Here is a 12,311-nt window from a genome sequence, read left to right on the forward strand (position 1 = left end):
AGCGCACCTTGACTGGGTCAAGAAGCGTCGCGGGAACCGGAGGCTGGTCCCCAAAAACGACCAAGGGGCCGTCTTGGATTGCTCCAAAACGGCCCCTGACCTGCGACTCTTTCGAGTCGGGACGACAGGATTTGAACCTGCGACCCCTTGACCCCCAGTCAAGTGCGCTACCAAGCTGCGCCACGTCCCGATGCTCGCCCCACCGGTGTTCCCGGTATCGGCCTGCAAGAGAACATTACCTCACTCCATGAGGTGGAGTGAGCGTGGGCCTTCGCCGCGTCGGTGGGGCGACGGGATCGGCGTCACAGGTGGTGGACCGGGCCGTCACCCCGTTGACGGTGAGGTCTCTTCCGGACCGGACCCGGGTGTCACCGAGGCGGACCGGGCCGGCCGGGGCGAGGGCGGGCGGGCCAGGTGCACGGTCGCGAGCAGGGCCGAGCCGTCGGGCGAGGAGGTGCGGAAGCACCGGCGACCACGGGAGTCACGGGCACCACCGGGCGGGTGACAATGGAGGTGTGGACATGGGACCGAGGGATCGTGACGAGGCGGGGCGGGCACGGAGCGCGCGCCCCCGGGACGCGCTCGGGCGGCCGCTGCCGTACGGCGCGGAGGGTGTCGCCCGGCAGCCCGAGGGGGTCGCGCGCACACCGGCAGGCACTCTCGGCGAGGCGCAACGGCTGCTCGACGCGGGGAGGCCGTTCCACGCGCACGAGGTGTTCGAGGACGCGTGGAAGACCGGTCCCGCCGGAGAGCGGGACCTGTGGCAGGGGCTGGCCCAGCTCGCGGTCGGACTGACCCACGTCGCCCGGGGCAACGCGCGGGGCGGCGCCCGGCTCCTGTCGCGCGGCGCCGACCGCATCGGACAGCAGGAGCCGCGGCGGCAGGCCGCACAGTACGGCATCGACGTCGCCGGACTGGTCGCTTGGGCAAGGGAGTTGGCCGACCACCCGGACCGGGTGAAGGACGCTTCCGCCGAGGCGCCGCGCCTGCTGCTCGGCGGAGGCCCGTCTCGTCGACCCGGGGCCGCGGGACGCCCGCCGGAGATGTGACGGCCGCCTGTCGGGACCGGTGGGGCGTCCGGTGTTCCGGGCACGGCGGGTACCGTCACGCGGGCCCCGACGGCGGTCGGCACAGGAGGACGACGTCCAGCGCACGAGGGCCGTGGACCCCTTCGACGCGGTCGAGTTCGATGTCGCTGGTGGCGGAGGGGCCGGAGATCCAGGTGAGCGGGCGGGTGGGGTCGAGACGGGTCAGTGCCTGAGGGACGGACGCCACGATCTGGTCCGGTACCCGGACGACGCAGACGTGGTGGTCGGGAACGAGGGTGATCCGGCGGCGCCCCTGGCCGGGGCCGCCGTCGAGCACGATCGTCCCGGTCTCGGCGATGGCCAGCGCGCAGCCGGTGACGACGCTGTCGACGGCGTCGAGTTCACGTGCCGTCGAGGCGGCCCGGTCGTGGATCCGGGTGATGTCGATCCGGGTGGCGTCGGTCCTCGGCAGCCACTGCGGGGGCAACCCGGACGGGACCAGCACGGTGTTCGACCCGCGGTCCGCCAGCAGCCGCAGAAGCAGGGCCGGGAGTCCCTCCGCGTCGGTGCGGTGGACGACGGCCCGGTAGTCGGTCAGGTTCTCGTGGAGCAGTTCGGTCAACGCGGCCGGGTCGTCGGGGACATGGCCGCGAAGGTAGGCGCGCTCGGTCTCGGGTGGCCGGGGCGCGCCCGCGAGGGCGCTCCGGACACGGGCGAGGATGCGGTCGCGCGAGGAGGACCCCAGCGGCGCCCCGCCTTCGTTTCCGTACGGTGGGCTCGCATGCGGTGTGTTCACGTGCGGTTCTTCTTCCACCAGGCACGGAAGGACTCCGCGGGCGGCTCGGGCAGGTCACGGCTCTCGCTCCAGGGACCGGCCCCGGGGACCCAGCCGGGCACGCGCCGGGGGTGCAGGCCACGGGTCGCGGAGGCGAGCCGCTCGGCCGCCGCGAGGGCGGTCGGCCGGTCGAGGAGCCAGCCCGCCGCCCTGACGGCGGCCTTCTCCAGCCGTTGCCCCTTGTCGCCCGCCTCGGTGACCCTCTCGCGGAGGTGGACGAGGACCTCGGGGATGTCGATGGCCACCGGACACACCTCGTAGCACGCGCCGCACAGCGAGGAGGCGTACGGCAGCGAGGCGTCGATGCCGCTCGTCGTCCCGCGCAGCTGGGGCGTGAGGACGGCGCCGATCGGCCCGGGGTAGACGGAGCCGTAGGCGTGGCCGCCGGCGCGTTCGTAGACGGGACAGACGTTGAGGCAGGCCGAGCAGCGGATACAGCGCAGGACCTGACGGCCGATGTCGTCGGCGAGCGCCGCGGTGCGGCCGTTGTCGAGCAGGACGAGGTGGAAGTCGCGCGGGCCGTCCCCGTCCGTGGTGCCGGTCCACATCGAGGTGTACGGGTTCATGCGCTCCGCGGTCGAGGAGCGGGGCAGGGTCTGGAGGAAGACCTCCAGGTCCTGCCAGGTAGGCACGGTCTTCTCGATGCCGACGACCGAGATCAGCGTCTCCGGGAGGGTCAGGCACATCCGCCCGTTGCCCTCGGACTCGACGACGACCAGGGTGCCGGTCTCGGCCACCATGAAGTTGGCGCCGGAGATGCCGACCTTGGCGCGCAGGAACTTCTCCCGCAGGTGCAGCCGGGCCGCCTCGGCGAGTTCCGCCGGGCTGTCGGAGAGGCCGTCCGGCGCGGGACGGCCCCAGTCCCCCATCCGGTTCCGGAAGATGTCGCGGATCTCTCCGCGGTTGCGATGGATCGCGGGGACCAGGATGTGCGAGGGGCGGTCCTCGCCGAGCTGCACGATGAGTTCGGCGAGGTCGGTCTCGTAGGCGCGGATGCCCTCGGCTTCGAGCGCTTCGTTCAGCCCGGTCTCCTGGGTGGCCATCGACTTGACCTTGACGACCTCCGTCTCCCCGGTCGCCTTGACGAGTTCCGTGACGATCCGGTTCGCCTCGGCCGCGTCCTCGGCCCAGTGCACCGTTCCACCCGCCGCGGTGACCGCTTGCTCCAGCCGGAGCAGGTGCCGGTCGAGGTCGCGCAGGGCGAGGTCCTTGATCTGCTTGCCCGCGCGGCGCAGTTCCTCCCAGTCGGCCAGCTCCGCGACCGCGCGGGCGCGTTTGGCCCGGATGGTGTGGGTGGCGTGGCGCAGGTTCGCCCGCAGCACGGGGTCGCCGACGGCCTCGCGTGCCGCGTCGGGGAAGGCCGGCATCCCGACGAACGTCCCGTTCACCGGGCCGGCTCCGGCTCCGTGCCGGCGAGGATCTCGGCGAGATGCAGCGTCCGCAGGGGTTGGCCCTCCCGTCGCAGGATGCCGTCCAGGTGCATGAGGCAGGCGTTGTCGGCGCCGCAGAGCACCGTGGCACCGGTGGACAGCGCGGAGGCGACCTTGTCGCGGCCCATCGCCGCCGACACCTCGGCGTTCTTGACGGCGAAGGTGCCCCCGAAGCCGCAGCACTCGGAGGCTCCCGGGAGTTCGATCAGGTCGAGGCCCTCGACCGCCTCGAGCAGTCTGCGCGGGCGGTCGCCGAGCCCCAGGCCGCGCATGCCGTGGCAGGAGGGGTGGTAGGTGACGCGGTGCGGGAAGTACGCGCCCACGTCCGTCACTCCCAGCACGTCGACCAGGAACTCGGTCAGCTCGTACGTCCGCGGTCCGAGCCGGGCGGCGTCGGGGCCGAAGCGGGGGTAGTGGTGACGCACCGTCGTGGCGCAGGAACCCGAGGGGGTGACGACGTGGTCGTACCCCTCGAAGGCGTCGACCGTGCGCCGGACCAGTGGTGCGGCCTCACGTCGGTGACCGGTGTTGTACGGGGGCTGCCCGCAGCAGGTCTGCGCCGCCGGGAAGTCGACCTCGACACCGAGGCGTTCCAGAATGCGGACGGTTGCCACGCCTGTGGAGGGATACAGGGCGTCATTGACGCAGGTGACGAAGAGTGCGACGCGCATGCGCGCAGGATATGCCCGGGGAGGGCGGTCGGGAACCTGCCGGCTACCGGCAGATGCCGCGGCGCCTCCCCCGGCCGCCCCGTGTTCACCATGTGAGATGGAGCTGCTGGGGTGAGCGGTGGATCAGGGTCGGTCTCATCTCCACGGGACGCTCCTCGGACAGCCGCAGCCTGGGGAAGCGCCGGGTGAACAGCTCCAGTGTCAGCCGGAGTTGCATGCGGGCGAGCTGTGCCCCGGGGCAGCCGTGGGCGCCGTGGCCGAAGGCGAGGTGCCGGGTGGGTGTCGCGGGTCGGGTGATGTCGAAGACGTCGGGGGCCTCGTGGCGCGATGCGTCGCGGTTGGCGGAGCCGTAGGCGACGAAGACGGTCGCCCCGGCGGGTAGTTCGGTTCCGGCCAGGACGACGGGGCGGGTGGTGGTGCGTCGGAATCCCTGGACGGCGGTGTCGAAGCGGGCGGCTTCCTCCACTGCCCCGGGTATCAGCTCGGGCCGGTCGCGGAGCAGCTCCCACTGGTCGCGGTGGCGCAGGAGGTGCAGGAGGGTGGTTCCGATGAGGGCCGTGGTGGTGAGGTGTCCGGCGATGAGCAGGTTCTGGAGCTGGGCGACGAGTTCGGCGCGCTGGTCCACGGTGAGCCCGCCCCGGGCGGGTCCGGGTTCGGCGGCCGGGGCCAGTGCGGCGACCAGGGCGGAGCACAGGTCGCCGCGCGGCCGGGCGTGACGGTCGCGTGCGTAGCGGTCCAGCAGGTGATGGAGGGCGACCACGTCCTCGGCGGCGGCGAGCTGTTCGTCCTCGGGCATCGGACGGAAGAGGAGTCGCTCGGCGCGGTGTCCTCCCCGCACCGCGGCGGGGACGTCCTCGGGTGTGATGCCGATGAGCCGGCCTATGACGGCGCCGGGCAGCCTGCCGGCGTACGCGCCCATCACTTCGGCCCGGCCGTCGGACGCGAAGGAGTCGGCCAGGGAGGTCGCGACCTCGGTGGCGTGGGGGACGAGCGAGGTGATCCGTGCCGCGGACAGTCCGGTGTTGAGCGGCGCGCGGTGGCGGCGGTGGGCGGCGCCGTCGGTGGAGACGACGGTGGGCCGTCGGCCGAAGCCGCCGGCGAGGACGGCGAGCACCGCGGGAGAGGGCATGACGTCCGGCCGCAGGGCGTGCGCGGAGGAGAACTCCTCGGGACGCAGGAGGACCTCGCGGACGTCGGCGTCCCGGGCGACCAGCCAGGCGTCGAGTTCGGGGACGAAGGTCAGCCCAGGGGCGCGACGCGCCGTGGCGTAGAGCGGGTACGGGTCACTCTGCAGGGTATCGAGCCGTTCGTGCGCTCTCGCGTCCACGCGGCGCCTCCGGAGGGGAGATGGTGCGGAACTCGGTGTCCGGGCCATCGTGACCGGCGCGTCGTGTTCCTGGCTACGGCCGGGGGCGCTGGCGTTCCGGGGTCGGCCGGAATCCGTCGGGTGCCGCCGCGGTCACGCGCTACCCGTCGCCGTGCCGCGTCAACGCCCGCCGCAGTACGGCGGTGTGGCTCAGCTCCGGGTTCCTGGCGGCGGTGAGGAGGGTCACCCGGCCGGCGGCGGCGAGGACACGCAGGCGGTCGAGGGCCTCGGCGGCGGCGGGTGCGGTGAGTTCGGCCTCGTAGCGCCGGCGGAACTCCTCGTAGCCGCCCTCGGTGTCGTGGTACCAGCGCCGCAGTTCGGTGGAGGGCGTCAGCGCCTTGGGCCATTCGTCGATGCGCGCGTCGGTCCTGGCCAGGCCGCGCGGCCACAGGCGGTCGACGAGGACCCGCAGACCGTCGTCGGGGCCGGGGATCTCGTAGACGCGGCGGACGCGTACGTCGGGGGTGGTGGCGGACATGCCTCCAGGGTGGCGGAGGCGCGTGTGGCGCACATCTCGGCGCGCGGGGGCGTCGGGGACGGTGGCCCGACCGGTGGGGGCCGCGAGCGCTGCCGGGTCGGGCGGGTACGCGGGGCCCCGGGGGACGGGCGGGCGCGCCGGCCGGGCTTCTCAGGTCTCGACGCGGAGCGCGGGCAGCAGGACGCCGTCCACGAAGGTGCGCAGTGTGGCCCCGTCGGCGAAGCGCTCCTCGAAGAGCCGCTCGACGCGGAGCATCCCCAGGAAACAGGGCGCGACGAAGCCGATCGCCGGGTTGTCCTCGTCGATCTCGCCGCGTCCCACCGCGCGTCGCAGCATCTCGTCGAGTGCGGCGGCCTCGGGATGGATGACGGTCTCGCGCAGCGCCGCCCGCAGGTCGGGGTGCTGGATGTACGCCTGGCTGACCGCCTCCATCAGTTCGGCGTCCCGGTCCCGGCGCGTGGCGGCGAGGTGGGCGGCCTCGCGGAGGTCTCCGGCGAGGGAGCCGGTGTCGATGCCGGCGAAGAAGGTGCAGCGCTGTTTGGCGAGGGCGGCCGTGACCAGCTGCGCCTTGGTTCCCCACTGGCGGTACAGCGTGGCCTTGCCGCATTTGGTGCGGGCGGCGACGCCCTCCATGGTGACCGAGTCGTAGCCGCGTTCGCGAAGGAGGCAGAGCACGGCCTCGTACAGCTCCGCCTCGCGTTCGGGCGTGATCTTGCTGCGGCGGGCGGCAGCGGTGGCGGCCTGCGTGGACGTCGTGGCCTGCGTGGTCATCGATTCCTCCCGGACAGCACTCTGCACCTACGAGAGTAGGGGGTACACAATCGAGACGCAAACGTATCGAGACGCTTGCGTCTCGATGAATTCGGATCTAGGCTGCCTCCGTTTGTTGCCGGTTTGACGGAAAAAGAGGGCCGCGCCATGGCTGCCGGGATAGGTGGGACACGTCCTGCGGGACCGGGGCCGACCGCTACCCCGAGACCGCCGCTGGTGCGCGAGCTGCTGCTCGTCACCGCCCTGTTCCTCGTCTACAAGTTCGGCCGCCTGTTCGCGAACGGACACGAACCACGCGCCTTCCGCAACGCCGACCGGATTTGGGACGCCGAGCGGGCCGTCCACCTGCCGGGCGAGGGCTCGGTGCAGGCGCTGCTGCTGCACGGCGACACGCTCGTCCGGGTCGCCAACACCTACTACGCGGCCGTGCACTTCCCCGCCACGATCGCCTTCCTCGGCTGGCTCTACCTACGCCGCCCCGCCCACTACCTGTGGTCCCGGCGGGTGCTCACCGTCGTCACCTCGGCGGCACTGGCGCTGCACCTGCTGATACCGCTCGCGCCGCCCCGGATGCTCACGACCGCCGGACTCGTCGACACGGCGCAGGTCTACGGACCCTCGGTGTACGGCGCGACACCGGAGACGGACTCGATGGCCAACCAGTTCGCCGCGATGCCCTCGCTGCACTTCGGCTGGGCGCTGATGGTCGCCATCGGCCTGATCGCCGCGACCCGGAGCCGGCTGCGGTGGCTGTGGCTGCTGCACCCGCTGGTGACGCTCCTGGTCATCGTCGGCACGGCCAACCACTACTGGCTCGACGCGCTGGCGGCGGCGGCGCTGCTCGCCCTCGCCTTCACCGTCGTCCGCGCACCGGACACCGGCCACGCCGCGCCCGGCGGCCCGCCCGGCCCCGGGGCTCCCGCGGCCTCCGACACCACCGCCGCCCCGGTCGCGCCCCGCGCCGGCGCACCCCGCCCCGCCGGAGCCCTGCGATGACCCCCTTCGACGGCACCGCGCTCGCGGTGCTCCTCTCACTGGTCTCCGCCGCCGGGTACGCCCTCGCCGCGGTCGCCCAGTCCCGGATCGCGGCCTCCTCGGACGGCGGACGCGGCTCCCTTCGCACCCTGCTCGCCCGCGGACAGTGGTGGTGGGCGGTCGGGCTGAACGCGGCCGGCGCGCTGGCGCACGTGGTAGCCCTCCACTACGGCCCGCTGACCCTGGTTCAGCCGCTCGGCGCGCTCACGCTCGTGGCCGCGCTTCCCCTGGGGGCGCACCGCGCGCGGCGGCGGGTCTCCGCGGCGGAGTGGCGCGGGGCACTCTGGACGCTGGTCGGCCTGGTCGGCCTGGTCTCGGTCACCGGGCCGGTGCGGCCCGGTGAGTCGCTGAGTCTGCGGGAGGCGCTGGCCGTCACGGCGGCGACGACGCTGCTGATCACGGCCCTCGCCTCGGGACGGATCTCCGGGCGGACCGGCCGGGTCGGGCGCGGCGGTCCCGGCGCGGCCGGCGGCGTCGGCCGGGCCCGGGGTCTCGGCCATGCGACGGCCTCCGGAATCGCCTCGGGAGTCGCGTCCGCGCTGACCCAGACGCTGACCGCGGCGCTCGCGCTCGAACTACCGGGCGGCGCCCTGAACTGGTGGCAGACGACGCTCGTCGCCGTACTGATCGCCGGCTTCGCCGTCAGCGGTCTCCTGCTCTCACAGGCCGCCTACCGGGGCGGCCTCGCGGCCCCCCTGGCCGTGGTGAACCTCGCCAACCCGGCAGCCGCCGCGGTCATCGGGGTGGCGCTGCTCGGCGAGACGTTCCGCGCCGGGGCCTGGGGCTGGCTCGTCGCGGCGGCCGCCGCGACGGTCGCGGCGCGCGGGGTCGTGCTGTTGACGAGCGGCCCGGGTGCGCCCCCGTCCACGTCGGCCCCCGACGCGACGGGCACCGGGCCGACGGCCGTGAGCGCCGGCGCCGCGACGCCTCCCCCCACGGTGGCGCGGACCCGCCGAACGGCGCGCCCCCGCACCGCTCCGGCGACGCCCTCCACGGCTCCGGCGCTCACGGCCCGCACGGCCCACGGCGCCGTCCGGACGACGCTGCCCGCTCCCCCGGTGCCGGCCGGCGGCCGGCGCACGGGATGACGGCGCCCCGGGAGCCGACCCTCCGCGGGGCACCGACATCCGGGCGCGGCGCGGCACGTCGCGGCGCGGTGGCACGCGGCGTCTCCCTCGCCACCACCCCGGGAAATTAATTTCGTCATCTTGACGACAAAGAAGACCCACCACTATCGTCACGATGACGAAAAGGGGGCTTTCCCATGGCCGACATCACCCGGCGCGCCGGCTGGCGCCACCTGCGTTCCGCACCCACCGCGCACGTCCGCCACCACCGTCGCGGACGGCTCGTCCACGACGGCACGGGCCTCAGCTTCTGGTTCAGGTCGCTGTCCGCCGCGCTCTCCGAGGTACCGGTGAACGACCGCGAGCTGGCGATGGCCTTCCATGCCCGCACCGCCGACTTCCAGGACGTGAGCGTGCAGTCGACCGTCACGTACCGCATCAGCGATCCGGCCGCCGCGGCCACCCGGCTCGACTTCTCGATCGACCCGGACACGGGAGCCTGGCGCGGCGCGCCACTGGAGCAAATCGCCACCCTGCTCACGGAGACCGCACAGCAGCACGCGCTCGACGTGCTCGCGCGCACGCCGCTCGCCGCGGCGCTGGTCGACGGCGTGGCCGCCGTGCGGGAACGGACGGCCGTGGGCCTGGCGGCCGAGCCGAGGCTGCCGGACACCGGGATCGAGGTGGTGGCGGTGCGCGTGGTGGCGATCCGGCCCGAGCCGGAGGTCGAACGTGCCCTGCGCACGCCCGCGCGGGAGCAGATCCAGCAGGAGGCCGACCGGGCCACCTACGAGCGGCGGGCCGTCGCCGTCGAGCGTGAACGGACCATCGCCGAGAACGAACTCGCGAGCAGGATCGAGCTGGCGCGCCAGGAGGAGCGGCTGGTCGACCAGCGCGGCACCAACGCGCGGCGCGAGGCGGAGGAGAGCGCGGCGGCCGACGCCGTACGGGCCGAGGCCGAGGCGGTGCGCACGGTCCGGCTGGCGCAGGCCGAGGCGGAGGCCGCCCGCGAGGTCGGCGAGGCGCGCGCCCAGGCGCAGGCGGCCTGGCTGCGGGTGCACGGAGAAGCCGACGCGGCCACCCTGCACGCTCTGGCGGTGACCCGGGTCGCGGAGAACCTGCCTCGGATCGAGAACGTCACCCTTTCGCCGGACGTCCTGACCGGGCTGCTCGCGAAGCTCGGCGGAGGGAGCGGATCGTGAGCCTGGCGACCCGGGCGGTCCTGGTCCACCGTACGACGGAGTACGAGGAGTTGCTGGCCCGGCACGGCACGCACGGTCAGGCGGCCTTCTTCCTCGCCGAGCGGGGGCGGAGCGTCGAGGAGGTACGGGAGCGGCACGAACGCACCCGACGGGCGCTGGCCGAGGTCGCCGGGGCGGTACCGCTGCACTGGCGGCAGACCCGGGTGGAACGCGCCGATCTGGACCGGTTCCTGTTCGCCCCCGAGGACGTGGTCGTCGTGGTCGGTCAGGACGGTCTGGTGGCCAACGCGGCGAAGTACCTCTCCGGGCAGCCGGTCGTCGGCATCGACACGGACCCCGGACGCAACCCCGGCGTCCTGGTACGTCACCGGGCAGGTCGGGCCCGCACGTTGCTGGCGTCGGCCACCCGCGCCGAGGCGGACGAACTGACGATGGCGGAGGCGGTCACGGACGACGGGCAGCGACTCCTCGCCCTGAACGAGATCTTTCTCGGGCCGGCCGGTCACCAGACGGCCCGGTACACCCTCGATCCCGGCATCACGGACACCGCCCCCGAGGCCCAGGCGTCCTCGGGGGTCCTGGTCGGCACCGGCACCGGGGCGACCGGCTGGCTGCGGTCGCTGTGGCGACAGCGTCCCGACCGGCCGGCCCTGCCGGCGCCGTCCGACTCCCGGCTCGCCTGGTTCGTCCGCGAGGCATGGCCCTCGCCCGCCACGGGTACCACGTGCGTGGAGGGCACCCTGGGGCCGGGCGAAGCCCTGCGCCTGACCGTGGAGACGGACCGTCTGGTGGCCTTCGGCGACGGCATGGAGGCCGACGCGCTGGAGCTGACGTGGGGACAGGCGGTGCGCGTCGGGGTGTCGGAGACGACTCTGCGCCTGGTCGGCTGAGGAACCGCGCGGAACCAGCCGTTCCGGGTGGTGGGGCCCGGAGCGCGCGGCGACCGGGTGGGCAGCTCCGGGAGAGCCGTGTGGCGCCGGGAGTGGGGGGACGACGCGAAGGCGCGACGGCACGCGGGCGCACGCGCGACCGCGGAGGAGAGGCCGGCCGGGCCACCGGAGGCCCGACAGGACGGCAGGGGCCGTCGGGGGCAACCGGTTTGCCCGCGTCCACGCTCCTGCCGGCTTGTCCACGCGGGCAAACCGGGCGGGAGGGCGGCGGACGGGGTGGGGCACCCGGAGCGTGCGCGGCGCCCGGGGGCGGGCGTACGGTGCGCGGCGCGCCCGGCCGGAAACCATCGCCGGGGACGCCGGAGCCCCGGAACCCTGGTTAGGATCGGGGCGCTTCGCCCGGATTCACCCCCGCCGCGTAAGCCTTCCGTGTTCCCGCCCGCACCGGTCGCCGAAGGAGCCCCGTGACCTCCGCCACCCCCGGCCCGCTCGATGTCTCGCCCGCGACTCTGCGGGACTGGGCGCTGGTGCGCACCTGGGCGGCGGACGAGGGATGGAACCCGGGCGTGTCCGACGCCCCCGCGTTCTTCGCCCAGGACCCCGGCGGCTTCTTCCTCGGCCGCCTCGACGGGGAGCCGGTCTCTGCCGTCTCGGTCGTCAACTACGGCGAGCGGTACTCCTTCCTCGGTTTCTATCTGGTCCGGCCGGACCTGCGCGGGCTGGGGCACGGCATGACCACCTGGCGGACCGCTCTCGCCCATGCCGGGGACCGCACCGTCGGACTCGACGGGGTACCCGCCCGGCAGGACGACTACCGTCGCTCCGGATTCGTGCCGGCCCACCGCAACGCCCGCTACGTGGGCGGGATCCCGCTCACCGAGGGCCGCCCGGTCCCGGTGGACGGCATCGTGCCCGCTTCCCGGGTGGACCCGGCCGCACTCGCCGCGTACGACAGCGTCTGCTACCCCGCCGACCGCCCGCGTTTCCTCACCGCCTGGCTGAGCACCCCCGGCCACCGGGCCCTCGTGCGGCTCGTCGACGGCCGCCCGGCGGGATACGGGGTGGTCCGGCCGGCGCAGGAGGAGGCCCGGGTCGGCCCGCTGTTCGCCGACACGCCGGAGGACGCCGCCGTGTTGCTGGACGCCTTGGCGGCCGAGGCCCGGTCGTTCGGCTCGGCACGGATCGCCGTCGACATGCCGGAGGCCAATCCCGCGGCGGCGCGGCTGGCCGAGGAGCGGGGCCTGCGGCCGACGTTCGAGACGGCCCGGATGTACACCGGCCCGCTCCGGCCGGTCGCGCAGGAACGGACCTACGGGATCACCACCCTCGAACTGGGCTGACAGCGCCGTCATCGGCTCCGGCGCCGCGGCGCGGGAGCCGATGACGGCGCTGTCAGCCCAGTGTCTCCCGGCCCGCGGAACACGCCCGTGCGCCTCACGAAGTCCCGTTGTTTCGGGCATGTTTCGGCGAGGGGTGCGGGCCGGCCCTCCCGGCACTCGCCGCCCCGTCCCGCAGGGGGCCACCCCCACCCCCCTCGG

Annotated in this window: 12 protein-coding genes and 1 tRNA gene; 6 read left to right on the forward strand and 7 right to left on the reverse strand. The window is 74.2% G+C overall.

All coding sequences use genetic code 11. The features are described from left to right. Positions 1-116: 116 nt before the first annotated feature. A tRNA-Pro gene (locus OG393_RS03030) sits at positions 117-190 on the reverse strand. A 331-nt stretch (positions 191-521) separates the two neighbouring features. Here OG393_RS03030 and OG393_RS03035 point away from each other — a divergent pair. After that, the gene (locus OG393_RS03035; protein WP_327372976.1) at positions 522-1,049 is read left to right on the forward strand and encodes a DUF309 domain-containing protein; all 528 of its coding nucleotides are present in this window, start codon (positions 522-524) and stop codon (positions 1,047-1,049) included. A gap of 55 nt (positions 1,050-1,104) precedes the next feature. On the opposite strand, the gene OG393_RS03040 is transcribed toward OG393_RS03035, so the two are convergent. The 6 genes from OG393_RS03040 to OG393_RS03065 form a co-directional block, all read right to left on the reverse strand. Then, on the reverse strand, positions 1,105-1,824 hold the full coding sequence (locus OG393_RS03040; RefSeq protein ID WP_327372977.1) for a LutC/YkgG family protein: 720 nt from the start codon (positions 1,822-1,824) through the stop codon (positions 1,105-1,107). After that, a complete protein-coding gene (locus tag OG393_RS03045) occupies positions 1,821-3,251 on the reverse strand; it encodes a lactate utilization protein B (protein WP_327372978.1) in 1,431 nt (476 codons plus the stop codon). The genes OG393_RS03040 and OG393_RS03045 overlap by 4 nt, the downstream gene beginning before the upstream one ends. Continuing rightward, on the reverse strand, positions 3,248-3,964 hold the full coding sequence (locus OG393_RS03050) for a (Fe-S)-binding protein (protein ID WP_327372979.1): 717 nt from the start codon (positions 3,962-3,964) through the stop codon (positions 3,248-3,250). The genes OG393_RS03045 and OG393_RS03050 overlap by 4 nt, the downstream gene beginning before the upstream one ends. Before the next feature lie 85 nt (positions 3,965-4,049). Next, positions 4,050-5,291, reverse strand: a complete 1,242-nt coding sequence (locus OG393_RS03055; RefSeq protein WP_327372980.1) for a cytochrome P450 — start codon at positions 5,289-5,291, stop codon at positions 4,050-4,052. Positions 5,292-5,430: 139 nt separating this feature from the next. Continuing rightward, entirely contained in the window at positions 5,431-5,808 is a 378-nt protein-coding gene (locus OG393_RS03060) for a DUF488 domain-containing protein (RefSeq protein ID WP_327372981.1), read from the reverse strand. Positions 5,809-5,958: 150 nt separating this feature from the next. Further along, positions 5,959-6,579, reverse strand: coding sequence for a TetR/AcrR family transcriptional regulator (locus OG393_RS03065; RefSeq protein ID WP_327372982.1), 621 nt, complete (start codon positions 6,577-6,579; stop codon positions 5,959-5,961). 147 nt (positions 6,580-6,726) lie between these two features. On the opposite strand from OG393_RS03065, the gene OG393_RS03070 reads away from it, so the two are divergent. From OG393_RS03070 to OG393_RS03090, 5 genes are all read left to right on the forward strand, one after another. After that, positions 6,727-7,575, forward strand: a complete 849-nt coding sequence (locus OG393_RS03070) for a phosphatase PAP2 family protein (protein WP_327372983.1) — start codon at positions 6,727-6,729, stop codon at positions 7,573-7,575. Then, positions 7,572-8,702 carry a DMT family transporter gene (locus OG393_RS03075; protein ID WP_327372984.1) on the forward strand — a complete coding sequence of 377 codons (1,131 nt, stop codon included), beginning with the start codon at positions 7,572-7,574 and terminating at the stop codon, positions 8,700-8,702. Before OG393_RS03070 ends, OG393_RS03075 begins: the two co-directional genes overlap by 4 nt. A gap of 176 nt (positions 8,703-8,878) precedes the next feature. Further along, positions 8,879-9,883 carry an SPFH domain-containing protein gene (locus OG393_RS03080; protein ID WP_327372985.1) on the forward strand — a complete coding sequence of 335 codons (1,005 nt, stop codon included), beginning with the start codon at positions 8,879-8,881 and terminating at the stop codon, positions 9,881-9,883. Beyond that, positions 9,880-10,773, forward strand: coding sequence for a hypothetical protein (locus OG393_RS03085; RefSeq protein WP_327372986.1), 894 nt, complete (start codon positions 9,880-9,882; stop codon positions 10,771-10,773). Before OG393_RS03080 ends, OG393_RS03085 begins: the two co-directional genes overlap by 4 nt. Before the next feature lie 464 nt (positions 10,774-11,237). Next, positions 11,238-12,113, forward strand: coding sequence for a GNAT family N-acetyltransferase (locus OG393_RS03090; RefSeq protein ID WP_327372987.1), 876 nt, complete (start codon positions 11,238-11,240; stop codon positions 12,111-12,113). Positions 12,114-12,311 lie beyond the last annotated feature (198 nt).

Origin of the sequence: Streptomyces sp. NBC_01216, from assembly GCF_035994945.1 — a bacterium.
Lineage (GTDB): Bacteria > Actinomycetota > Actinomycetes > Streptomycetales > Streptomycetaceae > Streptomyces.

Bases quoted from the DNA above. Each gene is read 5' to 3' on its own strand.
- OG393_RS03035 (WP_327372976.1), top strand. From the start codon at position 522: ATGGGACCGAGGGATCGTGACGAGGCGGGGCGGGCACGGAGCGCGCGC.
- OG393_RS03080 (WP_327372985.1), top strand. From the start codon at position 8,879: ATGGCCGACATCACCCGGCGCGCCGGCTGGCGCCACCTGCGTTCCGCA.
- OG393_RS03060 (WP_327372981.1), bottom strand. From the start codon at position 5,808: ATGTCCGCCACCACCCCCGACGTACGCGTCCGCCGCGTCTACGAGATC.
- OG393_RS03065 (WP_327372982.1), bottom strand. From the start codon at position 6,579: ATGACCACGCAGGCCACGACGTCCACGCAGGCCGCCACCGCTGCCGCC.
- OG393_RS03050 (WP_327372979.1), bottom strand. From the start codon at position 3,964: ATGCGCGTCGCACTCTTCGTCACCTGCGTCAATGACGCCCTGTATCCC.
- OG393_RS03075 (WP_327372984.1), top strand. From the start codon at position 7,572: ATGACCCCCTTCGACGGCACCGCGCTCGCGGTGCTCCTCTCACTGGTC.
- OG393_RS03070 (WP_327372983.1), top strand. From the start codon at position 6,727: ATGGCTGCCGGGATAGGTGGGACACGTCCTGCGGGACCGGGGCCGACC.